This is a genomic window from Caulobacter sp. GW821-FHT11A05 (assembly GCF_058809015.1).
The window spans coordinates 150,537-176,028 of the sequence record NZ_JBXASF010000003.1 but is presented as its reverse complement, the minus strand read 5'-3'; the positions used below and the strand labels follow the sequence as shown (position 1 = coordinate 176,028).

26 protein-coding genes and 1 tRNA gene are annotated in these 25,492 nt (G+C 69.5%); 10 read left to right on the top strand and 17 right to left on the bottom strand.

Annotated features, from left to right (window positions below):
• Positions 1-18: 18 nt before the first annotated feature.
• The 5 genes from AC1RSK_RS06800 to AC1RSK_RS06780 form a co-directional block, all read right to left on the bottom strand.
• On the bottom strand, positions 19-699 hold the full coding sequence (locus AC1RSK_RS06800) for a metallophosphoesterase family protein (RefSeq protein ID WP_492906736.1): 681 nt from the start codon (positions 697-699) through the stop codon (positions 19-21).
• 38 nt (positions 700-737) lie between these two features.
• Positions 738-1,064: a hypothetical protein gene (locus AC1RSK_RS06795; protein ID WP_492906734.1), complete on the bottom strand. Its 327-nt coding sequence runs from the start codon at positions 1,062-1,064 to the stop codon at positions 738-740.
• A gap of 251 nt (positions 1,065-1,315) precedes the next feature.
• Positions 1,316-1,963: a glutathione binding-like protein gene (locus AC1RSK_RS06790; protein WP_492906733.1), complete on the bottom strand. Its 648-nt coding sequence runs from the start codon at positions 1,961-1,963 to the stop codon at positions 1,316-1,318.
• Between the two features lie 36 nt (positions 1,964-1,999).
• Positions 2,000-2,755 carry an SDR family oxidoreductase gene (locus AC1RSK_RS06785; RefSeq protein WP_492906732.1) on the bottom strand — a complete coding sequence of 252 codons (756 nt, stop codon included), beginning with the start codon at positions 2,753-2,755 and terminating at the stop codon, positions 2,000-2,002.
• A gap of 27 nt (positions 2,756-2,782) precedes the next feature.
• Positions 2,783-3,610 carry an alpha/beta fold hydrolase gene (locus AC1RSK_RS06780; RefSeq protein ID WP_492906730.1) on the bottom strand — a complete coding sequence of 276 codons (828 nt, stop codon included), beginning with the start codon at positions 3,608-3,610 and terminating at the stop codon, positions 2,783-2,785.
• 133 nt (positions 3,611-3,743) lie between these two features.
• Here AC1RSK_RS06780 and AC1RSK_RS06775 point away from each other — a divergent pair, with 133 nt between their 5' ends.
• On the top strand, positions 3,744-5,294 hold the full coding sequence (locus tag AC1RSK_RS06775) for a winged helix-turn-helix domain-containing tetratricopeptide repeat protein (RefSeq protein ID WP_492906728.1): 1,551 nt from the start codon (positions 3,744-3,746) through the stop codon (positions 5,292-5,294).
• A gap of 21 nt (positions 5,295-5,315) precedes the next feature.
• Here AC1RSK_RS06775 and AC1RSK_RS06770 read toward each other — a convergent pair.
• Positions 5,316-5,390, bottom strand: a tRNA-Val gene (locus AC1RSK_RS06770).
• A 30-nt stretch (positions 5,391-5,420) separates the two neighbouring features.
• On the bottom strand, positions 5,421-6,131 hold the full coding sequence (locus tag AC1RSK_RS06765) for an HAD hydrolase-like protein (protein WP_492906727.1): 711 nt from the start codon (positions 6,129-6,131) through the stop codon (positions 5,421-5,423).
• 57 nt (positions 6,132-6,188) lie between these two features.
• Between AC1RSK_RS06765 and glmU the strand changes: the two genes are divergently transcribed.
• The 4 genes from glmU (at position 6,189) to AC1RSK_RS06745 (ending at position 11,181) form a co-directional block, all read left to right on the top strand.
• Positions 6,189-7,526 carry a bifunctional UDP-N-acetylglucosamine diphosphorylase/glucosamine-1-phosphate N-acetyltransferase GlmU gene (glmU, locus tag AC1RSK_RS06760; RefSeq protein ID WP_492906725.1) on the top strand — a complete coding sequence of 446 codons (1,338 nt, stop codon included), beginning with the start codon at positions 6,189-6,191 and terminating at the stop codon, positions 7,524-7,526.
• Positions 7,523-8,203: a ribose-5-phosphate isomerase RpiA gene (gene rpiA, locus AC1RSK_RS06755; RefSeq protein ID WP_492906724.1), complete on the top strand. Its 681-nt coding sequence runs from the start codon at positions 7,523-7,525 to the stop codon at positions 8,201-8,203. The genes glmU and rpiA overlap by 4 nt, the downstream gene beginning before the upstream one ends.
• Before the next feature lie 43 nt (positions 8,204-8,246).
• Positions 8,247-9,632 (top strand): glutathione-disulfide reductase, encoded by a 1,386-nt coding sequence (gene gor / locus AC1RSK_RS06750; RefSeq protein ID WP_492906723.1) that lies wholly within the window; start codon positions 8,247-8,249, stop codon positions 9,630-9,632.
• Between the two features lie 172 nt (positions 9,633-9,804).
• A complete protein-coding gene (locus AC1RSK_RS06745) occupies positions 9,805-11,181 on the top strand; it encodes a class II 3-deoxy-7-phosphoheptulonate synthase (RefSeq protein ID WP_492906721.1) in 1,377 nt (458 codons plus the stop codon).
• A 213-nt stretch (positions 11,182-11,394) separates the two neighbouring features.
• On the opposite strand, the gene AC1RSK_RS06740 is transcribed toward AC1RSK_RS06745, so the two are convergent.
• Both AC1RSK_RS06740 and AC1RSK_RS06735 read right to left on the bottom strand, forming a co-directional pair.
• Complete coding sequence (locus AC1RSK_RS06740; protein WP_492906719.1) at positions 11,395-13,029, bottom strand: serine hydrolase domain-containing protein; 1,635 nt, start codon at positions 13,027-13,029, stop codon at positions 11,395-11,397.
• A gap of 33 nt (positions 13,030-13,062) precedes the next feature.
• Complete coding sequence (locus AC1RSK_RS06735) at positions 13,063-14,310, bottom strand: DUF418 domain-containing protein (RefSeq protein ID WP_492906717.1); 1,248 nt, start codon at positions 14,308-14,310, stop codon at positions 13,063-13,065.
• Between the two features lie 110 nt (positions 14,311-14,420).
• On the opposite strand from AC1RSK_RS06735, the gene AC1RSK_RS06730 reads away from it, so the two are divergent.
• Positions 14,421-15,767 (top strand): MATE family efflux transporter, encoded by a 1,347-nt coding sequence (locus AC1RSK_RS06730; RefSeq protein ID WP_492906715.1) that lies wholly within the window; start codon positions 14,421-14,423, stop codon positions 15,765-15,767.
• Here AC1RSK_RS06730 and AC1RSK_RS06725 read toward each other — a convergent pair.
• The 5 genes from AC1RSK_RS06725 to AC1RSK_RS06705 all read right to left on the bottom strand — a co-directional run bounded on the left by AC1RSK_RS06725 (position 15,748) and on the right by AC1RSK_RS06705 (position 20,496).
• Positions 15,748-16,650, bottom strand: coding sequence for a CPBP family intramembrane glutamic endopeptidase (locus tag AC1RSK_RS06725; protein ID WP_492906714.1), 903 nt, complete (start codon positions 16,648-16,650; stop codon positions 15,748-15,750). The genes AC1RSK_RS06730 and AC1RSK_RS06725 overlap by 20 nt on opposite strands.
• A 45-nt stretch (positions 16,651-16,695) precedes the next feature.
• On the bottom strand, positions 16,696-17,541 hold the full coding sequence (locus AC1RSK_RS06720; RefSeq protein WP_492906712.1) for an AraC family transcriptional regulator: 846 nt from the start codon (positions 17,539-17,541) through the stop codon (positions 16,696-16,698).
• A 135-nt stretch (positions 17,542-17,676) separates the two neighbouring features.
• Positions 17,677-18,684: a hypothetical protein gene (locus AC1RSK_RS06715; RefSeq protein ID WP_492906710.1), complete on the bottom strand. Its 1,008-nt coding sequence runs from the start codon at positions 18,682-18,684 to the stop codon at positions 17,677-17,679.
• Between the two features lie 250 nt (positions 18,685-18,934).
• Entirely contained in the window at positions 18,935-19,504 is a 570-nt protein-coding gene (locus AC1RSK_RS06710; protein WP_492906709.1) for a hypothetical protein, read from the bottom strand.
• A gap of 86 nt (positions 19,505-19,590) precedes the next feature.
• Positions 19,591-20,496: a cobalamin biosynthesis protein CbiG gene (locus tag AC1RSK_RS06705; RefSeq protein ID WP_492906707.1), complete on the bottom strand. Its 906-nt coding sequence runs from the start codon at positions 20,494-20,496 to the stop codon at positions 19,591-19,593.
• Between the two features lie 131 nt (positions 20,497-20,627).
• Here AC1RSK_RS06705 and AC1RSK_RS06700 point away from each other — a divergent pair, with 131 nt between their 5' ends.
• The gene (locus AC1RSK_RS06700; RefSeq protein ID WP_492906706.1) at positions 20,628-20,966 is read left to right on the top strand and encodes a copper-binding protein; all 339 of its coding nucleotides are present in this window, start codon (positions 20,628-20,630) and stop codon (positions 20,964-20,966) included.
• Between the two features lie 74 nt (positions 20,967-21,040).
• Entirely contained in the window at positions 21,041-21,418 is a 378-nt protein-coding gene (locus AC1RSK_RS06695; protein ID WP_492906704.1) for a hypothetical protein, read from the top strand.
• Positions 21,419-21,516: 98 nt separating this feature from the next.
• On the opposite strand, the gene AC1RSK_RS06690 is transcribed toward AC1RSK_RS06695, so the two are convergent.
• A complete protein-coding gene (locus AC1RSK_RS06690) occupies positions 21,517-22,518 on the bottom strand; it encodes an NADP-dependent oxidoreductase (protein ID WP_492906703.1) in 1,002 nt (333 codons plus the stop codon).
• A gap of 95 nt (positions 22,519-22,613) precedes the next feature.
• Here AC1RSK_RS06690 and AC1RSK_RS06685 point away from each other — a divergent pair, with 95 nt between their 5' ends.
• Together AC1RSK_RS06685 and AC1RSK_RS06680 are read left to right on the top strand one after the other, a co-directional pair.
• Positions 22,614-23,513 (top strand): Gfo/Idh/MocA family protein, encoded by a 900-nt coding sequence (locus AC1RSK_RS06685; RefSeq protein ID WP_492906701.1) that lies wholly within the window; start codon positions 22,614-22,616, stop codon positions 23,511-23,513.
• Between the two features lie 63 nt (positions 23,514-23,576).
• Positions 23,577-24,053, top strand: coding sequence for a glutathione peroxidase (locus AC1RSK_RS06680; protein ID WP_492906699.1), 477 nt, complete (start codon positions 23,577-23,579; stop codon positions 24,051-24,053).
• On the opposite strand, the gene AC1RSK_RS06675 is transcribed toward AC1RSK_RS06680, so the two are convergent.
• Both AC1RSK_RS06675 and AC1RSK_RS06670 read right to left on the bottom strand, forming a co-directional pair.
• Positions 24,050-24,733, bottom strand: a complete 684-nt coding sequence (locus AC1RSK_RS06675) for an NnrU family protein (protein ID WP_492906698.1) — start codon at positions 24,731-24,733, stop codon at positions 24,050-24,052. The genes AC1RSK_RS06680 and AC1RSK_RS06675 overlap by 4 nt on opposite strands.
• Positions 24,734-24,784: 51 nt before the next feature.
• Entirely contained in the window at positions 24,785-25,489 is a 705-nt protein-coding gene (locus tag AC1RSK_RS06670) for a hypothetical protein (RefSeq protein WP_492906696.1), read from the bottom strand.
• Positions 25,490-25,492 lie beyond the last annotated feature (3 nt).

Genomic DNA, 25,492 nt, shown 5'->3' with positions numbered 1-25,492 from the left:
CGCGGATGTTTCCGCCGGTTAGCGGATGCCGATCACGGTGATCGGCGGCGCACGGCCGGGCTCGAACACCCCAACGCCGAGCACGCCGGTCCAGCAGGCGCCGGTGTCGAGGTTGGTGCGGTGGGGCAGGCGCTCGGGCTCAGCCATCTGGGGCTTGTCGGCATGCTGGGGCGTGTGGCCGTGGACGACGTGGCCGGGCAGGTCGTCGGCCTCGGCATTGAGAAACCGGCCGCGAATCCACAGGCAGACGTCCTCGTCCTGGTCCCTCAGGTCGAGCCCCGGCATGAGGCCGGCATGGACATAGAGCCGGTCGGCGTCGCGGGCGCAGATCGGCAGGTTCCGCGCCCAGTCCAGATGTTCGGGCGGCACGGTGTCCGAATAGGAGACCATCGTCTCGTGGCCGCCGTTGGTCAGCCAGAAGGACCACTCACCCTCCTCGAAGGCTTCCAGCATCATGGTCTCATGGTTGCCCTTCAGGCAGGTCAGCGTGGCCCCGCTGGCATTGAGCCTGAGGAAGTCGATGACGCCCCGGCTGTCGGGTCCGCGATCGACGTAGTCGCCCAGGCAGACGACCTGGAAGCTTCGCGACCCGGCGTGGGCCCGGATCCAGTCGAAGGCGCGCTGCAACAGGTCCAGCCGGCCATGGATGTCGCCGATGGCGTAGGTGATCTCTGTTGCGGGCAGGTCGAGGACGCGCATGGGCCAGAGGCTATTCTGCGCCCCGGCCGACGGGTTGGCTAGGCGGCGAGCCGGTCCGACGGCAGCCTGATCGGGCGGCGGAAGGCGGGCTTCAGGCTGCGCAGGCAGGCGCGGAAGGGGAACCAGGCGGTGACCTCGACCAGGGAGGCGGTCGCGGCGGCGCGGCGTTGAGCGCTGCCGGCGATGGCGTCGGTCTCGGCCTGGCGGCGATCGCGGTAGGCGCGGACCTCGATCAGCGTGCGGCTGTCCCTGGCGGTGCGGTCGATCAGCACCCGCGACAGGCCAAACCAGTGGCGCGCTTCATCATTGCCGATAACCGGCGTCGGACCGGCCGGATGACGAATGACACAATACCACTGCAGCACCCTGGGTCCCCCGATCCAATCCGAAGCGCATTGTAGGCCAGCGCGGGAACCTGGGAACGTGACGTTGCGTCGCTGCGACGAAGCGGCCGACAGCGGCGCGCATGGGGCATGCACGCCGCTGGGAGAAAGCCGCACAGGTGGGACGCTCGCCTGCCTATTCGTTGGCCGCGGGGTGAAACCGGAAAAAACCCCGCGTTCGCCATCCCTGTCTCGTCCGGTTGACACAGCTCCCTCTCGTCAACCGATCGGCGTCAACCGTCGACGACGTCCGCGTACTCCGGATGGGTTACGGAGAAAGGCTGATCCGGCGCGTGCTTGCCGGGCTCCTCTTGGGCGAGGGCCGCTTGCACCGAGGGGCGCTGCTCCATGCGGGCCTTCAAGGCGCGCAGGGTCTCCGGCATGGCGATGTCGAACCGGTCGGCCCAGCGGAGCATGACGAAGAGGTAGCAGTCGGCGGCGCTGAGGGTGTCGCCGAACAGATAGTCTCCGCGCAGCTGCGTGGCGACGAACTGGAACCGGCTGGCGACGGCCTCGCGGGCCTTGGCCTTTTCCGCCTCCGTCCCGCCGTGCCACAGCGGCTTGTAGGCGCCGTGAATCTCGGTCGAGACGTAGGTCAGCATCTCCAGGAGCCAGGTGCGGCCCAGGGCGCCGGGCGGCCGCAGAGCCGGATACTGATCGGCGATCCAGTCCAGCAGGGCGATGTTCTCGGTGACCAGCTGGCCGTCGTCGAGGATCAGCGCCGGCACATAGCCCTTGGGGCTGATGTCGCGGAAGTCGCCGCCGGAGGCGGTGCGCTTGCTGTGGATATCGACGGCTTCGGTTTCGAAGGGCCGCCCGGATTCGAGCAGGGCGATGTGGTCTGCCAGGCTGCAGGCCATAGGGGCGAAATAGAGTTTCATGACGGGTCTCCGGCGCGGTCGCGCGGGTTGAGGGGGTCAGTCGGGGCTGATGGATTGGCGCAGCCAGTCGGCGAACTTCAGCGAGCCGAGGCGGGCGCCGGGGCCGGGGACGAGCGACTGGTCGTTCAGCTCGGCGCCGAAATAGCGGGCGTGGGCGTCGGCGATGACCTGGCGCGGGTCCTGGCGGGCGGCGAGAACCTCGCGGGCCAGCTCGTCCAGCGGAATGGCCTCGGGACCGCCGACCTCGACCGTGCCGTTCAGCGGTGGGCCGAGGGTGACGTCGGCCAGGGCCGCGACGACCTCGTCCGAGACAATCGGCTGCATCAACGCCGGCGACAGGCGATAGACGTTGTCGGCCAGGCCGCCCTGGGCGATCCGTTCGACGAACTCGAAGAACTGCGTCGATTGCAGGATCGAGTAGGGGACGGGCGAGGCCTTGATCAGGGTCTCCTGCGCGGCCTTGGCCCGCAGATAGCCGCTGTCGGTGACCCGCTGCGTGCCGACGATCGACAGCGCCACGTGATGCTTCACGCCCGCCGCCGCTTCCGCCGCCAGCAGGTTGCGGCCGGCGGTGGTGAAGAAGTCCATCACGGCCTGGTCCTCGAACGACGGTGAATTGGCGACGTCGACCACGATGTCAGCGCCCTTGAGCACCTCGGCCAGGCCCTCGCCGGTGAGGGTGTTGACGCCCGAGTTCGGCGAGGCGGCGATGACCTCGTTTCCACGCTCGCGCAGCAGGGCGACGAGCTTCGAGCCGATGAGGCCACTGCCTCCGATGACGACGATTTTCATGTCAGTCTCCTTTGCGGTTTGGGGTGATCAGGCCTGGAAGAAGGCCAGCAGGTCGGCGTTGACCCGGTCCGGGTGGGTGGCGCAGAGGCCGTGCGGCAGACCGGGGTAGATTTTCAGCGTGCCGCGCCTCACCAGTTCCGCGGTCAGCAGCGCCGAGTCGGCGATCGGCACGATCTGGTCGTCGTCGCCGTGCAGGATGAGGACGGGCGCTTCGATGGCGCGGAGGTCCTCGGTGAAATCCGTTTCCGAGAAGGCCTTGATGCACTCGTATTGCGGCAAGGCGCCGCCCATCATGGCCTGGCGCCACCAGTTGAGGCGCAGCTGCTCGTTCACGGCGACGCCCTCGCGGTTGAAGCCGTAGAAGGGGACAATGAAGCCCCAATAGAAGTCGGCGCGGTTGGCCGCGACGCCGGCGCGGGCCCCGTCGAAGACCTCGATGGGCGTGCCGTCAGGGTTCGAGGCCGACTTGACCATGACCGGCGGCACCGCCCCGATCAGCACCAGCTTGGCGGTGCGCTCGGCTCCATGGCGCGCCACATAGCGCGCCGCCTCGCCGCCGCCCGTCGAGTGGCCGACGTGGATGGCGTCCCGCAGGTCAAGGGCGGCGACCAGCGCCGCGACATCGGCGGCGTAGGTGTCCATGTCGTGGCCGTCGGCGGTCTGGCTGGACCGGCCGTGGCCGCGGCGATCATGGGCGATGACGCGGTAGCCCTGCTTCAGGAAGAAGAGCATCTGCGTGTCCCAGTCGTCGCCGCAGAGCGGCCAGCCGTGGTGGAAGACGATGGGTTGCGCGGTCCTGGGACCCCAATCCTTGTAGAAGATCTCCGCGCCGTCCTGGGTCTGAATGGTGCTCACGAAACACTCTCCGCAGTGGTTTGCCTTCGATGCGGGAGGTTGCGCCGGGAACGCGGGACGGTCCTTGCGCCGGCCTTGAAGCAAGGTCCAAAATTCGTCCAAATGCTTGGCGCGGCCATGCTAGGGAGCGCCGATGCAGTGGCTGTTTGGAGATTGCCGGCTCGACCTGGAGCGGCGGGAGCTCAGGCGACCGACCGGCGCTATCGCCGTCGGCCCGCAGGTCTTCGACCTCCTGGCCTACTTGATCGAGAACCGCGCGCGGGTCGTCAGCAAGGACGACCTGCTGGACGCGGTCTGGCGCGGACGCATCGTCAGCGAGTCGACGATCACCAGCCATATCAACGCCGCCCGCACGGCGATCGGCGACAACGGCCAGGACCAGAAATTCATCCGCACCGTGGCCCGCAAGGGCTTCCGCTTCGTTGGCGAGGTCACCGAGGCGTCGGCGGGTCCGGCGGATGCAGCTCCGGCGCCCACCCTGGCTCTGCCGGACAAGCCTTCGATCGCCGTCCTGCCGTTCGCCAACATGAGCGGCGATACCGAGCAGGACTATTTCGCCGACGGCATGGTCGAGGACATCATCACCGCCCTGTCGCGCATCCGCTGGCTGTTCGTGATCGCCCGCAATTCCAGCTTCGCCTACAAGGGCCGCGCCGTCGACCTGACGCAGGTCGGCCGCGACCTGGGCGTCCGCTATGTGCTCGAAGGCAGCGTGCGCCGGGCGGGTAACCGCGTGCGCATCACCGGACAGCTGATCGATGCGGCGACCGGCGGCCACCTGTGGGCCGAGCGCTATGAAGGCGCGCTCGACGACATCTTCCAGCTTCAGGACGAGATCACGGCCAGCGTCGTCGGCGCGATCGAACCGCAGCTGGAGCGCGCCGAGATCGAGCGCTCCAAGCGCAAGCCGACCGAGAGCCTCGACGCCTACGACCACTACCTGCGCGGCATGGCCGGCTTCCATGCCGGCGGCCGGGAAGACCTGGACCATGCCCTGGCCTGTTTCCGCCAGGCGATCGCGCTCGATCCCGGGTACGCATCCGCCTACGCCATGGCCGCTTGGTGCCTGTTCACCCTGGGTCTCAACGGCTGGATGGACGATCGCCCGGGGGAGGCCTTAGAAGCGCCAGTCCTGGCCCGCCGCGCGGTGGATCTGGGACGGGGCGACGCCGTCGCCCTGGCCCGTGGCGGTCATGCGCTGGCCCATCTGAACCGCGACCTGGACGCCGGGGTCGATTTTCTGGACCGGGCGCTGGCGCTCGACCCCAACCTGGCCACGGCCTGGTTTCTCAGCGGCTATCTGCGTCTGTTCAGGGGCGAGCCCGACGAGGCCATCCGGCGTTTCGAGCATGCGATGCGGCTGAGCCCGCTCGATTCCGAGCTGTTTCGCATGAAGACCGGGGTCGGCCTGGCGCACCTGATCGCGGGACGCTTCGATGAGGCGACGGCCTGGGCGGCGAAAGGGGTTCGTGACGCGCCGGCCCTGGTCCTGCCCGGCGCCGTGGTCGCCGCCAGCCATGCGCTTGGTGGGCGCGTGGACGAGGCCGAGATCGCGCTACGGCAGGCGCGGGCGTTCAATCCGGCGATGCGGCTGGCCGGCCTCAATGTCTGGCTGCCCTTCCGGCGGCCGGAAGACGCCAGCCTGTTCGCCGACGGCCTGCGCAAGGCCGGCCTGCCGGAGTGATCTCTTGAACGGGACGGGGAATGGTGGATGCGACAGGGATTGAACCTGTGACCCCCTCGGTGTGAACGAGGTGCTCTCCCGCTGAGCTACGCATCCCCAAAACAGATTGGGCCAGGAAGGCGGGGTCTATAGCGACCCGGCCGAAGCCGTGCAAGCGGCAAGGTCGGTGACGGTGGCCGCCAGCTGGTCGAAGTGGCTGATCACCACCGCGGCGCCCAGTTCGGCGGCCGGCGTCTGGCTGTAGCCGAAGTCGACGACGATGCAGGGGACGTCGGCCGCCTGGGCGGCAAAGGTGTCGCTCTCGGTGTCGCCGACCAGGATCGAGCGGGCCGGATCGCCGCCGGCCTCGGCGATGGCCAGCAGCAGGTGGCGCGGGTCCGGCTTGGGGGCGGGGGCGAGGTCGGCGCCGATGATGGCGGCGAATCGCGAGGTCAGGCCCAGGGCGTCGAACAGGGCGACCGACAGCGCGGTGCGCTTGTTGGTGCAGATCGCCAGGGTGGCGCCGCGCGCGGACAGGGCGTCCAGGGCCGCGAGGGCGCCAGGGAAGGGGTGGCTCTCGTTGGCGATGCCGGCGCGGTAGAGCGTCACCCACCGCTCGAACAGGCCGTCCAGCTGGGTCGTGGTCGGCAGCACGCCGACCTTCTCCAGGGCTTGCTGCACCATCCAGCGGCCGCCGCGCCCGATCAGCGTCCGCAGTTGGGCGTAGGGTGGTGGCGTCAGGCCCTCTTCGATCAGCAGTTTCGACAGGGAGCCGACCAGGTCGGGAGCGGTCTCGATCAGGGTGCCGTCGAGGTCGAAGACGATCGTCCAGCCGGTCAGGTCATTCGGGTTATGCATCGCGACGGGCTTTCGGCTAAACCGCTCTCCAATGCAACGGGCTTCCAGGACGACTCAATGAGCAAGCGCGCCGCCGTGATCATGGCCGCCGGCCAGGGGACGCGAATGAAATCGCCGACCCCCAAGGTGCTCCACAAGGTGGGCGGCCGCACCATGCTGGACCGCGCCATCGATGCGGCGCAGGGCGCTGGCTGCGAGACGATCGTGGTGGTCTGCGGGACCCACAGTCCGGCGGTGAATGCCCATGTGGCGGCGCGGCTGGGCGAGGCCGCCGTCGCCATCCAGGACCCGCCGATGGGCACGGCCCATGCGGTGCTCTGCGCCAGGGACGCCCTGGCCGGGTTCGAGGGCGAAGTGCTGGTCACCAACGCCGACTGCCCGCTGCTGACCGCCGCCGACCTGGAGCCGCTGTTCGGCGCGGGCGCGCTGACCATGCTGGCCTTCGAGCCGGCCGACCCGGCGCTGTACGGCCGGATGATCCAGGACGCTGACGGCCGCCTGCTGCGCATCGTCGAGGCGCGGGACGCGACGCCGGAGGAGTTGGCCGTGCGGGCCTGCTACAGCGGCATGCTGGTCGGGCCGGCGGGGCGATTGTTCGACTGGCTGGCCCGGGTCGACAACGACAACGTCAAGTCCGAGTACTACATCACCGGCGTCGTCGGCGTGGCCAACGCGGACGGCGCGCGGGTCGGCGTCGCCTTCGTCAGCGAGACGGCGGTCATGGGCGCCGATGACCAGATGGGCGTGGCGCGGGCCGAATACCTCTGGCAGCAGCGGCGGCGGGCCGAGCTGATGGCCCAGGGCGTGTCGATGGCGGCGCCGGAGACGGTGTTCCTGTCCTGGGATACGCAGATCGCCGGCGGGGCGGTGATCGAGCCGAACGTGGTGTTTGGACCGAAGGCCGTCATTGAAGCCGGCGCGACCATCCGCGCCTTCAGCCATGTCGAAGGGGCCGTGGTGCGGCCGGGCGCCATCGTCGGTCCCTATGCCCGCCTGCGGCCCGGCGCCGACATCGGCGAGAACGCCCACATCGGCAACTTCGTCGAGGTCAAGAAGGTCAAGGTCGGGGCCGGCGCCAAGGCCAACCATCTGGCCTACCTGGGTGACGGCACCATCGGCGAGAAGGCCAACATCGGGGCCGGGACGATCTTCTGCAACTACGACGGCTTCGACAAGTTCGACACCCACGTGGGGGCGGGGGCCTTCATCGGTTCCAACTCCAGCCTGGTGGCGCCGGTTGCGATCGGCGCGGGGGCGATGACCGGCTCGGGCTCGGTGATCACCCGCGATGTCGAGGACGACGCCCTGGCGCTGACGCGGCCGCCGCAGGAGGTGAAACCCGGCTGGGCGGCGCGCTTCCGGGCGGCGAAGATGCGCGTGAGAGGCAAGGCATGAGCGCCGACTCCCAGAAACAAGCCGCCGGCGAGGCCGCCGCCGAACTGGTCGAGGCCGGCATGGTCGTCGGGCTGGGCACGGGCTCGACCGCCGCCTGGTTCGTCAAGGCGCTGGCGGCGCGGGGGCTCGACATCAAGGGGGTGCCGACCTCCGACGCCACGGCCGACCTGGCGCGGGAGCTGGGCATCGCCATCGTCGGGCTGGATGACGTTAAGCGGGTCGACCTGACCGTCGATGGCGCCGACGAAGTCGGGCCGGGGCTGTCGCTGATCAAGGGCGGCGGGGCGGCTCTGCTGCGCGAGAAGCTGGTCTGGGAGGCGTCGCGCCGCTGCGTGGTCATCGCCGACGCCGCCAAGCAGGTGAAGGCGCTGGGCAAGTTCCCGCTGCCGATCGAGGTGGTGCGCTTCGGGCATGTCCACACCGGCCAGCGGCTGGCCGACATCGCCGCCGAGTTCGACCTGCCGCCGCCGCGCCTGCGCCGCTCGGACCGGGGGCTGACCATCACCGACGGCGGCAACCTGATCTATGACATGGCCTCGGGGCGGATCGACCAGCCGGCGGCCCTGGCCGAGGCGCTGAAATCGGTGACCGGGGTGGTCGACCACGGCCTGTTCCTCGACCTCGCCGACGAGGCGCTGATCGGGACCGACGACGGCGTAGTGCGCCTGCACCCCTGAATACCTAGATATACCGACTGTTCTTCCGGAGACCTGTGCCGCCATGGCCAAGTACGACTACGATCTGTTTGTCATCGGCGCCGGCAGCGGCGGTGTTCGGGCCGCCCGGCTGGCGGCGATGAGCGGGGCCAAGGTGGCCGTGGCCGAGGAGTCGCGGGTCGGCGGCACCTGCGTCATCCGCGGCTGCGTGCCCAAGAAGTTCATGGTCTACGCCAGCGAGGTGTCGAGCCAGATCAAGGTGGCGCAGGGCTTCGGCTGGACCATTCCCGAGGCGACCTTCGACTGGAAGCGGTTCATCGAGGCCAAGGACGTCGAGATCGCCCGGCTGTCGGGCATCTATGTCGCCAACCTGGCCAAGGCCGGGGCCGAACTGGTCCACGCCCGCGCCGTGCTGAAGGACGCCCACACCGTCGAGATCCTCGGCAAGGACATGACCGTCACCGCCGACAAGATCCTGATCGCCACCGGCGGCCGGCCGACGGTGCCGGCCGAGGTGCCGGGCATCGAGCATGTCATCACCTCGGACGAGGCCTTCCACCTGGAGACCCTGCCCAAGTCGATCATGGTGGTTGGCGGCGGCTATATCGCCGTGGAGTTCGCCGGCATCTTCGCCGGCCTCGGCGTCGAGACCACGCTGCTCTATCGCGGCCCCAACATCCTGCGCGGCTTCGACGACGATGTGCGCATCCACCTGACCCGCGAGATGGAGCGGCGTGGCATCCGGGTGGTGCTGGGCACGCAGCACACCAGCATCGAGAAGACAGCCGGCGGCCTGGTCAGCTGCCTGACCAACGACCTGAAGCTGACCACCGAGCAGGTGATGTTCGCCACCGGCCGCGAGCCCTATGTCAAGGATCTGGGCCTGGACGCGGCCGGTGTGAAGCTCAACGACAAGGGCGCCATCGCCGTCGATGAATGGTCGAAGACCAATGTCGACAACATCTTCGCGGTCGGCGACGTCACCGACCGGATCAACCTGACGCCGGTGGCCATCCGCGAGGGCGCCGCCTTCGCCGAGACCCAGTTCCGCGACAACCCGACGACCTTCGACCATGAGATGGTGGCGACAGCGGTGTTCTCGCAGCCGCCGATCGGCACGGTGGGGATGACCGAGTTCGAGGCCCGCCAGGCCTTCGGCGAGGTCGATGTCTATCGCGCCGTCTTCCGGCCGATGAAGGTGACCTTCTATCACGGCGAGGAGCAGATGCTGATGAAGGTGCTGGTCAACCCCAAGGACCAGAAGGTGGTCGGGGTCCACATCGTCGGCCCCGACAGCGGCGAGATGATCCAGATGGCCGCCATCGCCGTGAAGATGGGCGTCACCAAGCAGCAGTGGGACTCGACCTGCGCGGTCCACCCGACCGCCGCCGAAGAGCTGGTGACGATGAAGGACAAGTACATTCCGCCGAACATGGGCGTTGCCGCCTGAGCCCGTCAGGCGGAAGTGTTTGCGGTTCCGCCGCCCGGACGGGCTCACAAACTGAGACTGTTAGGGCGATTTTTCCTCCGCGCGTGGATTTGTCGCCACCCACGCGCATTATTTTGCCTGTATCGTGCGCTTCCTGTATGAGCCGCGATCCTTTTGGACTTTGAGCAGACTGATGACCGAGCGTTGGACCCCGCAATCCTGGAGAGCCAAACCCGCCAAGCATATCCCGTCCGACTATCCGGACGCGGGCGCCGTGACGCGGGTCGAGGACGAGCTTCGCCGGATGCCGCCGCTGGTTTTTGCAGGTGAGGCGCGCCGCCTGAAGTCGCTCTTGGGCAATGTGGCTGACGGCAAGGCCTTCCTGCTGCAGGGCGGCGACTGCGCCGAGAGCTTCAAGGAATTCAGCGCCGACAACATCCGCGACACCTTCCGCCTGATCCTGCAGATGGCCGTCGTCCTGACCTTTGCCGGCGGCAAGCCGGTGGTGAAGGTCGGCCGCATTGCCGGCCAGTTCGCCAAGCCGCGCTCGGAACCCATCGAGACCATCGAAGGCGTCACCCTGCCGTCCTACCGCGGCGACAACATCAACGGCATGGAGTTCGAGGCCGGCGTCCGCGCCCCCGATCCCGAGCGCCTGCTGAAGGCCTACGGTCAGTCGTCCTCGACGCTCAACCTGCTGCGGGCCTTCGCCGGCGGCGGTTACGCCGACCTCTACAACATCCACCGCTGGACCCTGGGCTTCGTCGCCGACAGCCCGCAGGGCGCCCGCTACAAGGAACTGGCCGAGAAGATCAGCGAGAGCCTGACCTTCATGGCCGCCATCGGCGTCACTCCGGACACCCATCCGGAGATGCACCGCGTCGAGTTCTTCACCAGCCACGAAGCCCTGCTGCTGGGCTACGAGGAGGCGATGACCCGCGTCGATAGCACCAGCGGCGACTGGTACGACACCAGCGCCCACATGCTGTGGATCGGCGAGCGCACCCGGCAGCTGGACGGCGCCCACGTCCACTTCATGAAGGGGGTGAAGAACCCCATTGGCCTCAAGTGCGGCCCGACCATGGAGGCCGACGACCTGCTGCGCCTGATCGACGTGCTGAACCCGGCCAACGAGCCCGGCCGCCTGACCCTGATCGGCCGCTTCGGGGCCGAGAAGATCGCCGACCGCCTGCCGCGCCTGATGGAGGCGACGAAGAAGTCGGGCCGCAGCGTCGTCTGGTCCACCGACCCGATGCACGGCAACACCCTGAAGGCCAACAACGGCTACAAGACCCGGCCCTTCGACCGCATCCTTGCCGAGGTCCGCGCCTTCGTGGAAATCGCCGGGTCGGAAGGCGTCCATCCGGGCGGCGTCCACCTGGAGATGACCGGCCAGAACGTCACCGAATGCACCGGCGGCGCCCGGGCGGTGACGGAAGGCGAACTGGCCGACCGCTACCACACCCACTGCGACCCCCGCCTCAACGGCGAACAGGCGCTGGAGCTGTCGTTCCTGGTGGCCGAGAAGCTGCGGGCGCTCAGGTCGGAAGACCTGCGGGCGGCGAGCTAGAGGTCGCCTTTCGAGGCGCGGGATTTCCCCCACCGCTATCGTCATCCTAGGGCTTGTCCCTAGGATCCCGCTGTCCGCTTGCTCTCACGGTGGGGTGGAGGCGCGGCCGCGCCTCCAGGGCATGGGCTTGTCGCGGCTGAACCCGGGATCCTAGGCACAAGGCCTAGGATGACGATAGCGAGGGAGAAGGCGTCGGCGGGATGCCTCCAACTGTCAGCCGATCTTCCGCAGCCGCAGGTCGCGCACGCGGCCGCTGCCCAGGCTTAAGGTGATGATCCGGCCATTCGCATCCCTGCGGAAGCGGGCGAGGTTGCCGCGCAGGTCGAAGGCGTCGCGGTAGACCGGGTTCATCGGCACGACGACCGTGGGGCGATCCTCGAGCTTCAGCACCAGACCGTTCACCGAGCGCACCACGCTGTAGGTCACCCCGATCTCGTCGCTGCGGTAGCGGCCGACGAAGGGCGCCAGCTGGGTCTGGGTCGGCAGCCACAGCGGCGTGCGGCGATAGAGGTAGCGGTCGCCCTCGAAGGTCTTCTGGGTCATGCCGTCCTTGCCGAAGGTCAGCTCATCGGCCCCGAACCGCACCGCCTCGCCGCCCAGCGGCCAGAGCGGACCGGCGCCGGCCACCCGCAGGCCGCCGGCGGCGGCGGGGTCGGCGACCAGCAGCAGGGTGCGGCCCGTCCGCTCGTTGACATAGAGGCCGGCGCGGGAGGCCGGGTTGAGCAGCGGCTGACCAGGCGGCTCAGGCGGCGCCGGCGGCAGGACGGTCAGCGCCACGCCGCGTCCCAGGACCGTGGCGTTGGCGTCGGAAGCGTTGCACAGCACGGCCACGCTGAGGCGCTGGCGCGGATAGTAGCCCAGCCAGGCGCGATAGGCGCCGGTCGAGCCGGAATGGCTGATCTCCTCCTGGCCGCCCCAGGTCTGCACGACCAGGCCGCGGGCGTAGGTGATCCGCGTGCCGTCGTTCAGGACCGCCCGGCGGCGCATCTCGACCGTCAGGAAGTCGCCCAGCTTCTGGGAGGCGAGGGCGGCGTTCCAGGTCTGCAGGTCGGCGACGGTGGTGATCAGGCCGCCGTTGCCGTAGCCCTCCTCGAAGGGCATCTGCTGCTGCCAGCCGTCGGGTGAGCGGCCGTAGGCGATGGCCCGGCCCTTGACCACCCTTCGGAAGTCGGTGCGCCAGCTGGTCCTGGCCATGCCCAGGGGTCTGAAGATACGGGCGGCCGTGAAGTCGGCCAGGCTCTGCCCGGAGGCCTTGCGCACCACCTCGGTCAACAGGTTGTAGCCGCTGTTGGTGTAGGCGTACTCGGCCCCCGGCAGGTAGTTGAGGCCGCGCTGGCGGCGGATCAGGTCGATGACGTCGTCCTGGGTGAAGGCCCGGGTAGTGCGCGGCCAGCCCTGCCAGAAGGCCAGGTCCCCCCAGTCACGCAGGCCGCTGGTGTGGCTGAGCAACTGGTCGATGGTGATCGGCCGGCCGTAATCGGGCAGCTGCGGCAGGTACTTTCGGACGTCGTCGGTCAACCTGACCTTGCCGTCCTGGACCAGCATCAGGATGGCGGCGGCGGTGAACTGCTTGGCCACCGAGCCAGCCTCGAAGGGCGTGGCGACTGTGATCGGCACGTCATGCTCGAGGTCGGCCGAGCCGTAGGCCCGCTCGACCAGCACCTTGCCGTCCTGGGTGGCCGAGACGGCGCAGCCGGGGGTGTCGAGGTTGGGGTAGGCGGCGAACAATCGGTCGACCTGGGCCGCGCGATCCGGCGCAGGGGCAGGCGCCGCCGGCCCCTGGCCAAGGGCCAGGGTCGGCGCGGCCAGCAGGGCCGTGGCGATGACTGCAGGCTTGAAAATCCCCATTGCCCGCTTGGTAACCCGGGATGGGGACTTTCGCTAGGCGGCGCGCTTCACGAAGGGCTGAGGTTTCCAGCGCACCAGCGAGCGCCAGACCCATTCGAACGGCCCGTAGTGGAAGCGTGACAGCCACGGCTTGCTCCAGATCAGGATCGCCAGCCAGATCAGGGCGACGACGCCGTAGAGCTGGTAGCGCTCCAGATGGCCGAACAGCCCCAGGCCAAAGCCGCAGAAGACGAAGGCGGTGATGATCGAGGTCCCCAGGTAGTTGCTGAGCGCCATGCGGCCGGCCGCGGCCAGGCGGCTGACCAGCCAGCCCGCGGCGCCGGCCCGGACCAGCAGCATCAGGGCGCTGGCGTGGGCCAGGGCAATGAAGGGTCGCGGGATGGCGGCCCAGTAGCTGTTTTCCTGACGCAGGAAGGGCTCGAAGTCGGCCTGGGCGACCCGCCAGGCCAGCCAGGCGGTGACCGGCACGCCGACGCCCCAGCCGATGGCGATCATCGCCCCGTAGGACCGGGTCTTCCAGCCGAGGGTGAAGAAGCCCAGCCGATAGAGGCCGACGCCGATCATCATCTGGGCGATGGCCTCCCACAGGGTCTCGGTCAGCAGGAATACGGTCTGCAGCAGCACGGCCATGAAGGCGCGGGCCTTCATGGCGTCGAAGAAGTCGCCGCGATAGCCGGCGATCTCGCGCTGGCCGAACTCGGGGGGCGGATTGACCACGAATGACTGCTGAGCCCAGGCCTTGCGGGCCGCCTCGCTGGCGTCCGGCGCCTGGGCCGCGTCGCGCAGCCCGGCCAGGTGGTGGGTCTCGAACAGGCCCTTGGCGACCAGCAGGGCCAGGACGACGGCGCCGATGCCAATCAGCAGCCTGGGCGACCATTTGCGCAGCAGGAAGACGACGGCCCCGGCCAGGGCGTAGGTGACGAGAATGTCGCCGAAGAACAGCAGGTAGGCGTGCAGCATGCCGAACACGAACAGCCAGGCCACGCGCCGGTAATGGGTGGCGGCGGGCCCGGGACGCTGGCCCTCGGCCCGCTCGGCGATCAGCACCAGGCTGGCGCCGAACAGCATGGTGAACAGGCCGCGCATCTTGCCGTCGGCGACCACGTAGTTGATGGCCCAGGTCCAGAGGTTGGCGGCCTTGTGCGGCTCGAAGCCGTAGTAGGTCGGGTCGATGTAGGCGAAGGCCGGCAGGCCCATGCCGACGATGTTCATCAAGAGGATGCCGAGCACGGCGAAGCCGCGCACCGCGTCGATGGATATGTGGCGATCATTGTCGGTCATTCGGCCCTCCCCAGAGCGGAGAGGAAGGTGGACCCGTGGGCGCGGACGTCAAGGGGCGGGTTGTCGCCTCCGGCGAACCCGGCCAGTCTCCCGGCCCTTCGCGAGGGACCATGACGACGCCTGTTCGCCCACCACTGCGGGCCGACCTTTTCGAGCTGTTGCGGCTGGCCGGGCCGGTGGTCATGGCCAGGCTCGGCATCATGGTCATGGGCCTGACCGACGCCATCGTCGTGGGCCGCTATTCGGCCGAGCAGCTCGGCTTCCACGCCCTGGGCTGGGCGCCGACCTCGGTGATCGTGACCACGGCCGTCGGCCTGCTGCTCGGCGTGCAGGTGATGACCGCCCGGCTGGTCGGCGAGGGGCGGCGGGAAGAGACCGGGGCGGTGCTGCGCCGGGGCATCGTCTATTCCTTCTGGATCGGCATCGCCTCGACGGTGGTGATGTTCGTCGCCGGGCCGCTGTTCCTGCGCTCGCTGGGCCTGGAGGCCGGGCTGGCCGAGGGGGCCGGCAAGGCGCTGCGCATCTTCGCCCTGTCGCTGACGCCCTACCTCGTCTCGGTGGCGGCGACCTTCTACCTGGAGGCCCTGTCGCGGCCGGGGCCGGGCATGTGGAGCATGTGGGCGGCCAATGTCGTCAACCTGGGGCTCAACCTGCTGCTGGTGCCAGGCGCCTTTGGCATCCCGGCCATGGGGGCGGTCGGCGGGGCCTGGTCGACCCTGGGGGCGCGGGTCTTCCTGATGGTCATGCTGCTGGCCTGGATCTGGCGGATGAAGGACTCGCGAGACCTTGGCGTGTTCGACAGGCCACTCCCCAACCGGGCCGAGGCGGCCGAGCAGCGGCGGATCGGCTACGGGGCCGGGGCCAGCTACTTCGTAGAGACGGCGGCCTTCGCCGGCATGAACCTGGTCGCTGGCTGGCTGGGGGCGCTGGTGGTGGCCGGCTATGCGGTGGTGCTGAACGTGGCGGCGGTGATCTTCATGGTCCCGCTCGGCCTGTCGGCGGCGACCGGGGTGCTGGTCGGCCGGGCCTACGGGGCGCGGGACCGGGCCGGCATGGCGCGGGCCGGTTGGCTGGGGTTCGGGGTGGCCATCGCCTTCGGGGTGCTGATCTCGGCCCTGGTCTGGCCGCTGGCGCCCTGGATCGCCGGGGCCTACACGCGCCAGCCGGAACTGATCGCCCTGGCCGCGCCGGCCCTGGTGCTGTCCTGCCTGTTCTTCGCCGCCGACAGCCTGCAGGTGGTCGCCGCCCAGGCCCTGCGGGCGCGGGGCGAGGTCTGGCTGCCGACCTTCACCCACATCCTCTCCTATGCGCTGATCATGGCGCCCCTGGCCTGGTGGCTGGCCCATCCGCTGAAGCTGGGGCTCAGCGGCATCGTCTGGGCGGTGATCCTCGCCAGCCTGGTCTCGGCGGGTTGCCTGGTCGGCCGGTTCTGGCTGCTCAGCCGGCGGGACGCCTGACCGCCCGCCACCGCCGCCAGATCAGGATCGCCGACCAGAGGGCCAGGAAGGCGACGCAGACGATACTGCCCTCCGGCCCTTCGGCGCCGCCGGTCAGGATTTCGGGACCGCGTGGCAGGAGCTTCATGAGCAGGGCGGGCACATGGGCGTCGAGGCCGGTGACCGGCAGCTCGAAGCCGACCGCCAGCAGCCAGTTCCAGGCCGAGTGCCAGCCCATGACGCCCCAGATGTTGCCGGCCTTGAGCGCCCAGGCGCAGGCGAACAGGCCGTACAGAAAGGTCCCCAGCATCACCAGCCACCGCTGGCCCGGCCCGTAGTGGAGCAGCATGAACAGGATCGAGGTGACGACCACCGCCACGACGATGGGCAGCTTGCGGCCAAGGGCCGAGAGCAGCCAGCCGCGAAACAGCAGCTCCTCGGAGCTGGCCTGCAGGATGAAGCAGGGCAGCAGGATCGCGACGCCCAACAGGCCTTTGGGCTTGAACAGCGCCGGGGCGATCTCGCCGATCTCGTAGCCGCCCAGCAGCAGGATGGCGACGACCACCGACAGGATGGTCGCCAGGCCGAGCAGCAGGCCGCGCCCGAAGGACTTCAGGGCGGCGCCCCGGGCCAGTCCGATGTTGGCCAGCGGCCGCCGCTCGACCAGCCAGACCCAGACCAGCACCAGCAGCGACATCAGGGCGAAGGGGATGGTCAGGAAGACCACCAGCCCGTTGAAGCCGATCGGGTCGCCCCGGCGATCGAGAAAGCCGTGCGCCGTCAGGACGCCGTCCGTGCCCAGCACCGGCAGGATGACGAAGGCCAGGCCGATGACCGGGGCCAGCAGGGCCCAGGGAACCCAGCCCTTGGCCGCATCGGTGGAAAAGGGTCCGGTTCTGGTCACAACGCAGTCTCCCAAACACCGGCCGCGAGCCGGATGTCAGGCGACCTACTCGGCGCTCCGGGCGGCGGTATAGAAGGATCGTGCGGCCGCCGGCCCCGCCGCCTTCAGCCAGACCAGCGGCGTCAGGCCGATGGCGGCCTTGAAGTGGCGGGTGAAGTGGCTCTGGTCGGCGAAGCCGCAGTCGGCCGCTGTCTGGGCGCTGCTGTGGCCCTCGCGCAGCATGGCGCAGGCCAGGTCCAGGCGGCGGTAGATCAGATAGCGATAGGGGCTGGTTCCGTAGATGGCCCGGAAGTCCCGCGACAGGCTCCAGCGGTCGCGGCCGGTCTGCGCCTCCAGGTCGGCCAGGCTGATCCCCTGGGCGAGGCGCTGGTCGATGGCCGCCCGGGCGCGCCCGGCGGCGCGGCTGTCGACGGTCCCGGCGGCGGGCGCGTCGCCGGAGGCCGCGACCAGGGCCTGGGCCAGGTCGTACAGGGCGTCGGCCTGGGCCAGCGGCTCCAGGTCATGGTCGAGGTCGGCCAGCAGGCCGGTGACGGCCCGGACCAGACCCGGATGGTTCGAGACCCCGTCCTTGACGAAGGGCAGGGGACGACCGCCGAGCATCGCCTGCAGATCGGCGGGCGCGATGTAGGCGGTGCGGTAGCGGAACTGGCCCCCATCGCCGGCCCGGCCGTCGTGCACCTCGTCGGGATGCAGCACGACCAGCTGGCCGGGCAGCGAATGGCGGGTCGCTCCGCGATAGTCGAAGCTCTGCACCCCCTCCATGGTCAGGCCGATGGCGTAGGTGTCGTGGCGGTGCGGGGCGTAGGCGCGGCCGGAAAACCGGGCCTCGATGCGCGGCAGGGCGCCCGGCGCGCGGCGCATCCAGCTGTGTTGGCCCTGGCCCGTCGACATGGCTCGCCTTTTGTCGCCCGGGCGCAACGCCCCGGCGGAAGTGTTAGCCGAACCGGGGCGGTCTGACATCTCAACGATCGGTAATGCGGCGACTGAAGCACGGACCTCCTTCCCGAAGGAAGGAGGTCCGGCCATTCATTCGAACACCTCGTCGAGGCGCTCTTCCAGCGAAATCACCCGGGCGTTTCCGCGCCCGGCCTGCTCGAGGGCGTGGTGCAGGGTCCAGTGGTTCGGACCCACCACGACACCGATGCTCTTCAGCCCGGCAACGATCGCGTCGCGGTTTTCGACCGCAACGCTTTCGTTGTCGGCGGCCTTGGCCTCGTTCAGCCGCCATCCGAAGACGGCGTCGCGCGAGACCTGGACAATGGCCGCAGGCGGGCCCAGCCATTCGAAGAAGACGCTTTCGCCGGTGGCGGCGTTGGCGACGTAGCCGCGCAGGCAGTTACGGAACCGGATGGCCGCCTCCCGGATATCGGCCTGGGAGTCCAGGACGCGAAACCCGGGCGGCGCGGGGAGGGCGGGCGTCGGGATTTCCCCGACGATGTCCTCAGCCGCCCATTCGAACAGCTGGGTGATGCTGCCGGCCCGGCCCCAGCGCTCCGCCACCGCCGCGGCGCCCTGCGCACCGGCGCGGTGCACGATGGCGTCGTAGGCTTCGCGCAGCACCGAGGCCTGGGCGCCGTTCAGCGCCAGCCGCCCGCCGCCCGCCTGCACGATGGCGGACGGCAGGCTGGCGACGCCCATGACCGCCTCGGGCGACACGGTCTTGGCGTGGTTCAGCACCTTGGCCATGAACGGGTCGGCAAGGGCGGCCAGCAGCCGGCGGTATTCCGCCACCGTCCAGGCCTCTTCACCCATCCGCTCCAGGGCCCGGCCCAGACCGGCCGGCGCGTCAGGCAGCAGGTTGCGCAGGGCGATCCGCAAGGGGTCGGACAGCACCGTCTCCATCGCCTCGGCCGTCCGGTCGCCGTCCAGCAGGGCCAGGCAGGCCAGGTGGCGGCGGGCCGCGGGCGTGATCAGGAAGGCGGCGTGCGGCTGCGGCCAGACGCGGGCGATCCGGTCGGCGAACTCGCCGGCCAGCTTCCGCAGCAGCGGGGTCGGAACATGGACAGGGGCCCAGGGGCCCGTCCAGGCGGTCATGATCATCTCTCCAGGCGTCGCTAAGGCGACGCCGGAAGGCGCCGCCAGGTTACAGGTGCGGGCGCGCCAGGACGTTACCGCCAGGACGCGCGCGTTGCTGGTCGCCGAGGCTCCAGCAGGGGGTTAGGGCGCGCGTTTGCATGCGGCGGTGGTCTCCAAATCGAGGGAGCGGCGTGTCTCACGACGAACGCCGGTCTGGCAAGAGGGGTGTGGCGCAAGGGTCAACGAGCGTGGCCTGCAAGCCACAGGGTCAATAGCTGGCCGTGTTCCAGGCGTGGCAGTAGACGTCCGGCTCGGGCGCGAACAGCGGGCCCGGGTACTCCTGGGCGTGGAGGACCTTCCAGGCCCCCCATTCGTTGACGAAGTCGAAGCCGAACTCGCGGACGGTCTCCGGGGCGCCGTCGAGGCCGGGCGTGACGCTGCGCCAGACGCCGCGGGCGCTGTTGTGGTCCGCCGCCACCACCAGATGCTTCCACTCGCCCGGCGCGCCGTTCGGGCCGAGCAGGACGCGAAGCTCCTCCTGGCTGATCAGCTGGGTGGTGTTGGCCACCTTGGCGCCCTTGCGCTTGCTGAACAGCTTAGCCAGCTCCTTCGGCGCCATCCCCGGCGCGCGAAGTTTCAGCATCATGGCGTTGATCTTGCCGGTGATCTCGATCCGGGATGCTTCGAACGGGCGACGGTTGGCCTGGCAGAGGGCTTCCTGCCGTTCGGCCGACATCTGGCCGGCCATGGTCCCGATCCAGGCCTGGCTGAAGGCCGGCGAGGCCAGCAGCAGGATGCTCGCCGCCGCGCCGGCGGCTGCTACGGACGTGATCTTCAAGATGGCATCCCCCAACGCATGCCCGCCGACTGAGGCGGGCCCCCGGTGGGACCTTAGGCGGCGGAGACGGCTTTGCAAACCGGCCGTCAGGCGCCGAGGATCCAGCCTTCCTCGGCCTCGATGACGGCGATCTCGGCCTCGCTGGCGCCCTTGCCAGGAGCGAACACCTCGCCCAGCTTGCCGGCCTCGTCGAGGCGCAGGAAGTGTTCGCACAGGGCGCGGACCTGGGCCCGGTCGACGATCTCGCCGGTCTCCGGCCGCACGTCGCCGAGCGCCGGATAGACTTCGGCGAACAGCACCTCGATGCCCTCGACATCGGCGTCCTTCAGGGTCTTCCAGCCGGTCTCGAACGGCCAGACCCGGGCCTTGTCGCCCAGCTCGGCCTTCAGGGCCCGCACGGCCGGGATGCCGACGATGGCCTGGCTGCCGACGGTGCCGTTGCCGAAGATCTGCCAGACGCTCTTGGCCCCGGCCTTGCCCTTGCCCTGGGTGGCGATCTCGGCGGCGCGCAGCACCGGCGGCAGGTCGGCGGTATGTTCCGGCTTGGTGGCGCCGAGCCAGGTCTGGGCGTCCTTGGCCGGGCAGCCCCAGAAGGGCTTGGCCGAATCCGTCATCAGCCGGTTGGCCTTGTTGGCCACGGCGAAGCGGTTGTTCACGTTCGTGGGCTTGTCGACGACGTTGTCGGCCAGGAACTTCCACATGCCCGACCAGTCGGCCGACTTGAGGCCCAGCTTGGCGGCCGTGCCGCGCGGATAGCCGAGCGGGAAGTCGAAGCCGACCAGCACCCGCTCGCCGCGCCGGCGCAGGTCGCCGATGACCTCGCGCAGGGTGGCGATGGCGGCGGCGCGGGTGGCCGGGTTATGGGCCTCGAAGGTCGGGCGGAAGCGGGCGTCGCGCTTGTTGACCCCGATCCAGATGGAATCGCGGCCCGTCTTCGGCGTGGAAGACGCGCTCCAGTCGACCATCACAAAGGCGTCGAACAGCCGCGCCACGTTCACTCTCCAGCTTCAAAAAACTCAAATCAGGCGGGGCTTGTAGGCCATGGGGGCCCCGCCGGGAAGGCAATTGGTTGAACTGTCATACGGGCGTGGTACGGGCCGCTCCGTACAAGGAAGGATCCCCGATGAGGCTCGCCGCCGCCCCCCTCTGCGCTTTGGCGCTCTGCCTGCTGGCCGCCGCCTGCGGACCGGGGCCGGACAAGATCAACAAGGTCGAGACCCTGCCGCCGTTGTCGGGGGCGACCTACGCGACCACCGGCTCGATCTCGTCGACGACCTTGGAGAGCGCCACCATCGACCATGAGGCCGTGCCGGAGGCCGGGCTGGCGGCGGGGCGCACGACCTTCCGGGCTTATGCCGACGTCATGGCGACCGCCCCGGGGGCGCCGGGCGCGCGGGTGGCGCTGAGCTTCCGCAAGCAGGGCGACAGATGGGCGCTGACCGAGCTGAAGGCCCGCGACTGACCCCACCTTTTCTGAGGGCGCGCGGGGGTTTGGGCGGCTGCTAGGTCTGCCGGGACAATAACAGGACGTCCCGCATGAAACCCGCTCTTCTCCGCCTCGCCGCCGGCGTGGCTGTCGCCGTCGCCCTGGCCGGCGGCGCCCAGGCCCAGGCCACCCTGAAGGTGAAGGCCAGCACCACGGCGGCCCTGTCGGGCAAATGCATCGCCGCCACCACCCTGTTCGCCAAGATCTCCGAGGCCGACGCCAAGGAAGGCGACGAGCGGCCGATGACCGACATGGCCCTGACCTGGCTGACCGACCTGCAGGGCCGGCCCGAGCCCTACCAGACCGCCGCCCTGGCCGAGATGCGGGTCACCGCCGAGGGCTATGGCAAGGCCATCGAGAAGAGCAGCACCGAGGGGCTGACGGCCATCGCCGGCGATGTGGCCGGCTGCATTCTCGAGATGGAATAGGACAGACGGCCCGGGCGTTTAAGCCCGGGCCTCCACATGTTTGTCGAGCGCCCGTCCGGGCGGCGGAACCGCAAACACTTCCGCCTGACGGGCTGGGCCTAGCTGAGCTTGACCAGCATCTTGCCCATGTTCTCGCCCTTGAAGAGCTTGATGAAGGCGCCGGCCGCGTTGTCGATGCCCTCGTCGACGGTGTCCTTCCACTGCAACTGGCCCGAGGCGATCCAGCCCGACATGTCGCGCAGGAAGTCGGGCAGCATGTCGTAGTGGTTGGAGACGATGAAGCCTTCCAGCTTCAGGCTCTTGCCGACCGCCTGGATGATGTTGGCCGGGCCCTTGGGCTCGCCGGTCTCATTGTACTGGCTGATCATGCCGCAGAGGGCGAAGCGGGCGAAGGGGCGGGCCGCATCGATGGCCGCCTCCAGGTGCTCGCCGCCGACGTTCTCGAAATAGACGTCGATGCCCTTGGGGGCGGCTGCGCGCAGGGCGGCCTTCAGGTCAGGCACGGCCTTGTAGTCGATGACATGGTCGACGCCGATCGACTTGAGGAAGGCCGCCTTTTCAGGGCCGCCGGCCGAGCCGATGACGGTGTGGCCCTTGATCTTGGCGATCTGGCAGACGACCGAGCCGACCGCGCCGGCCGCGGCCGACACGAAAACCACATCGCCCTCCTTCAGGCCGCCAATGCGCAGCAGGCCGGCGTAGGCGGTCATGCCGGGCATGCCGGCGACGCCGAGGAAGGCCTGCAGCGGCAGGCCGTGGGTCTCCAGCTTCTGCACCGTCTTGGCGTCGGCGTTGAAGGCCTCGCGCCAGCCCCACATCGACTGCACCGCATCGCCGACTTTGAAGGCCGGGTCGTTGCTGGCGATCACCTCGCCGACCGCGCCGCCCTGCAGGGCCTCGCCGATCTGGAAGGGCGGCACGTAGGAGGGGCGGTCGTACATGCGGCCGCGCATGTAGGGGTCGACCGACATAAAGTGGTTGCGCACCTGCACCTGGCCGGGGCCGGGGGCGGGGAGTTCGACACTGGCCACCTCGAAGTTGGCAGGCGTCGGCAGGCCCTCGGGGCGGCTCTTGAGGCGGACTTCGCGGGACGTCGTCATGGGATTTCCTCTCCGTTTTACGGCGTATATTCAAACGACTGTTTAGGCGCTCTTCAGCGTTCGCGAAAGCCGCGAACTGCGCTAAACCGCCGGGCATGAGCAAACTTCTCAAAGCCGGTGTTGTCGGTTCGGGCGTGTTCGGCGGCTACCATGCGCGCAAATACGCCGAGATGGACGGGATCGAACTGGTCGGCATCTACGACCTGCATCCCGAACGCTGCTTCGACATGGCCAATCAGTATGGCGCGGAAGCCTATGGCGATCTCGACGACCTGTTGAAGGTCGCCGACATCGTGACGGTGGCGACGCCGGCCACGACCCACACCCGGCTGGCGCTGCAGTGCCTGAACGCCGGCAAGCCGGTCTATGTCGAAAAGCCGCTGGCCACGACCCTGGAGGACGCCGACCGGCTGATCTCCACGGCGACCAGGGCCGGGCTGGTGCTGGCCTGCGGCCACCAGGAGCGGGTGGTCAGCCAGGCCATGGGCCTGCTCGACATCCCCGAAAAGCCCCTGCGGCTGGAGGCGGTGCGCAAGGGCACGCCGTCGATCCGCAGCAAGGACGTGTCGGTGGTGCTGGACCTGATGATCCACGACATCGACCTGGCCCTGGCGCTGACCGATGCGGAGCCCTTCACCGTCGAGGCCGAGGGCGACGCCGACGAGATCACGGGCGAGGCGACCTTCGAGGACGGCTTCACCGCCGTGTTCACCGCCGCCCGCAACGCGGCGGCGCGGGAGCGGACGATGCGGATTGTCTATCCCTCGGGGGTGCTGGAGATCGACTTCGTCACCCGCGCCTTCCACAACGGCACGGGCTTCCCGCTCAACGAGGCCTTCACCGAGACCCCGGCCGGCCGCGACCCGCTGGGGACCAGCGTGCAGGGCTTCGTCAATGCCGTGCTCGGCCGGTCGCCGCGGCCGGTGGTGACCGGCGAGGAGGCGGCCCGGGCGCTGGACCTGGGGCTGGCGGTGGAACAGGCGGCGGGGTTCTGACGCCACGTCATAGTTGCCATGGTCTCAAACGGCGCCATGGTTCGATCAAATGAGGAGCGCGCCATGACCAACGCCTGGGACTTCGAGTTCACCGCCATCGACGGCCAGCCGCTGCCGATGACGACCTTCAGGGACCACCCGGTGCTGGTGGTCAACGTGGCCAGCAAGTGTGGTCTCACCCCGCAGTACGACGGGCTGGAGAAGCTGTACGCCGAGTACCGCGACAAGGGCTTTGTCGTGCTTGGCGTGCCCTGCAACCAGTTCATGGGCCAGGAGCCGGGCACCGAGGCGGAGATCAGCGAGTTCTGCCGCACCAACTTCGGCATCGATTTCCCGATGACCGGCAAGGTCGACGTCAAGGGCGACGACGCCCATCCCTTCTACAAATGGGCCGTCGAACAGGTCGGCGAGCCGGCCGAGCCGGTGTGGAACTTCCACAAGCTGCTGGTCGGCAAGGACGGCAAGCTGGTCAACGTCTTCGGGCCGCGCACCGACCCGCTCGATCCGGAGATCAAGGCGGCGGTCGAGGGGGCGCTCTAGCCGGGCAGGGCGCTGACCCCGAACGCCAGGCCGTGGCCCCACATCAGGGCGGCCCAGATCACGATCGCCAGCAACAGCCGCCACCAGCCGATCTCCAGCAGGCGCAGCGGTTGGCGGCCCTGGACGACCGCCGCGAAGGGGATGTTGGCGGTCTGGGCCATGAAGGCCTCGTAGGGGGCGCCGAGGGCCGCCTTGCGCTTGGCGTCGATGCTGTAGGTCCCGAAGACGCCGAGCACGGCCATGGAGCCGAACAGGATCAGGCTGGGGGCGTCACCGTTGAGAGCCAAGTGGCCGAGCGCCCAGATGACCACGCCCCAGAGGAAGGGGTGGCGGGTGATGCGCAGCATGCCGGCGACGGGCCGCTCGACCGCGCCCTCCTGTTTGACGCTGGTCGGGTTGGGCGTCAGCAGGCCGGGGACGACGAACAGCAGGGCCAGCAGCTGGATGCCGGCCTGGGCCCAGCGGGCGGCCTCGGGCACGCTCCAGAGGACCGGGCCGGCGCCCCGGGCGGCGCCGTAGGCCAGGCTCAGCCAGACGATGACGCCCAGCGAGGCGAGGGAGAAGAGGCCCATGTAGGCAGGCTCGCCGACCACCCCGACCAGGGCGCCGCGCAGGCGGGTGCCGGAGACCAGCAGGTGGATCAGGACGAAGACAGCGGCGGCGGCGATCAGCATCGACATGGCGGGGCCTCCCGTGGGTTGGCGGGAAGGTGCGCTCTATTATTTACGCTGTCAATTATGTCGTTCGCGGTCGTCGTCGTAGTCGGCGTCGAACAGGTCGGGGTCGAGATCGTCCTCGTCCTCATCGTCGTCCCAGGGCGGGGCTTCGTCTTCAGGCGGGGGAGGCGGCGGCGGGCGCTTGGCGACCTTGGGGGCGGGCGGCGGCGGCGAGGCCGAGACGACGGGGGCGGAGCGGGGACGCCGCACGATGGCCTCGACGCGGGCCAGCCACTGGTTGGCGGCCTGGGCGCAGGCGGCGGCGGTAGGGGCGTCGCGGCGGGTCTCGTCGCCGGCGGTCCACAGTTCAAGGTCGAAGTCGGGGTAGCGGGGGTCGTCGAAGACCAGGCGCAGGGTGACCTCGCGGGCGGTGGCCGGCACCCGGTCGAGGGCCTTGCGGGGCTCGCCCCGGAAGACACGGGCGGCGACCTCGCCGTCGATGAGGAGTTCGGCGCCGGTGACCTCGTCCAGGCGGTAGACCATGCACCAGTCGCCCTTGTCCCAGGCGGTGGCGAACAGGCCGGTGGTCACCGACAGCCCGGCCCCGCGGCCGCGGCCGCGGGCGATCAGGGTGGCTTCCGAGGCGCCGTTCAGCACCCGCCTGAGGGCGGCCCCGATGCGGCGCTCCTCATTGGTCGCCCAGACGATCAGGCTGCCCAGGAAGGTCACCGCCGTGCCGGCCAGGGCCAGGGTCAGGATGAGGCGGGCGAGCTCGTTCATCCG

Bases quoted from the DNA above. Each gene is read 5' to 3' on its own strand.
- AC1RSK_RS06685 (WP_492906701.1), top strand. From the start codon at position 22,614: ATGAGCAAACTTCTCAAAGCCGGTGTTGTCGGTTCGGGCGTGTTCGGC.
- AC1RSK_RS06790 (WP_492906733.1), bottom strand. From the start codon at position 1,963: ATGAAACTCTATTTCGCCCCTATGGCCTGCAGCCTGGCAGACCACATC.
- AC1RSK_RS06675 (WP_492906698.1), bottom strand. From the start codon at position 24,733: ATGTCGATGCTGATCGCCGCCGCCGCTGTCTTCGTCCTGATCCACCTG.
- AC1RSK_RS06775 (WP_492906728.1), top strand. From the start codon at position 3,744: ATGCAGTGGCTGTTTGGAGATTGCCGGCTCGACCTGGAGCGGCGGGAG.
- AC1RSK_RS06785 (WP_492906732.1), bottom strand. From the start codon at position 2,755: ATGAAAATCGTCGTCATCGGAGGCAGTGGCCTCATCGGCTCGAAGCTC.
- AC1RSK_RS06740 (WP_492906719.1), bottom strand. From the start codon at position 13,029: ATGGGGATTTTCAAGCCTGCAGTCATCGCCACGGCCCTGCTGGCCGCG.
- AC1RSK_RS06695 (WP_492906704.1), top strand. From the start codon at position 21,041: ATGAAACCCGCTCTTCTCCGCCTCGCCGCCGGCGTGGCTGTCGCCGTC.
- AC1RSK_RS06735 (WP_492906717.1), bottom strand. From the start codon at position 14,310: ATGACCGACAATGATCGCCACATATCCATCGACGCGGTGCGCGGCTTC.
- AC1RSK_RS06800 (WP_492906736.1), bottom strand. From the start codon at position 699: ATGCGCGTCCTCGACCTGCCCGCAACAGAGATCACCTACGCCATCGGC.
- AC1RSK_RS06700 (WP_492906706.1), top strand. From the start codon at position 20,628: ATGAGGCTCGCCGCCGCCCCCCTCTGCGCTTTGGCGCTCTGCCTGCTG.
- AC1RSK_RS06715 (WP_492906710.1), bottom strand. From the start codon at position 18,684: ATGACCGCCTGGACGGGCCCCTGGGCCCCTGTCCATGTTCCGACCCCG.
- AC1RSK_RS06745 (WP_492906721.1), top strand. From the start codon at position 9,805: ATGACCGAGCGTTGGACCCCGCAATCCTGGAGAGCCAAACCCGCCAAG.
- AC1RSK_RS06680 (WP_492906699.1), top strand. From the start codon at position 23,577: ATGACCAACGCCTGGGACTTCGAGTTCACCGCCATCGACGGCCAGCCG.
- glmU (WP_492906725.1), top strand. From the start codon at position 6,189: ATGAGCAAGCGCGCCGCCGTGATCATGGCCGCCGGCCAGGGGACGCGA.
- gor (WP_492906723.1), top strand. From the start codon at position 8,247: ATGGCCAAGTACGACTACGATCTGTTTGTCATCGGCGCCGGCAGCGGC.
- AC1RSK_RS06765 (WP_492906727.1), bottom strand. From the start codon at position 6,131: ATGCATAACCCGAATGACCTGACCGGCTGGACGATCGTCTTCGACCTC.
- rpiA (WP_492906724.1), top strand. From the start codon at position 7,523: ATGAGCGCCGACTCCCAGAAACAAGCCGCCGGCGAGGCCGCCGCCGAA.
- AC1RSK_RS06690 (WP_492906703.1), bottom strand. From the start codon at position 22,518: ATGACGACGTCCCGCGAAGTCCGCCTCAAGAGCCGCCCCGAGGGCCTG.
- AC1RSK_RS06670 (WP_492906696.1), bottom strand. From the start codon at position 25,489: ATGAACGAGCTCGCCCGCCTCATCCTGACCCTGGCCCTGGCCGGCACG.
- AC1RSK_RS06720 (WP_492906712.1), bottom strand. From the start codon at position 17,541: ATGTCGACGGGCCAGGGCCAACACAGCTGGATGCGCCGCGCGCCGGGC.
- AC1RSK_RS06730 (WP_492906715.1), top strand. From the start codon at position 14,421: ATGACGACGCCTGTTCGCCCACCACTGCGGGCCGACCTTTTCGAGCTG.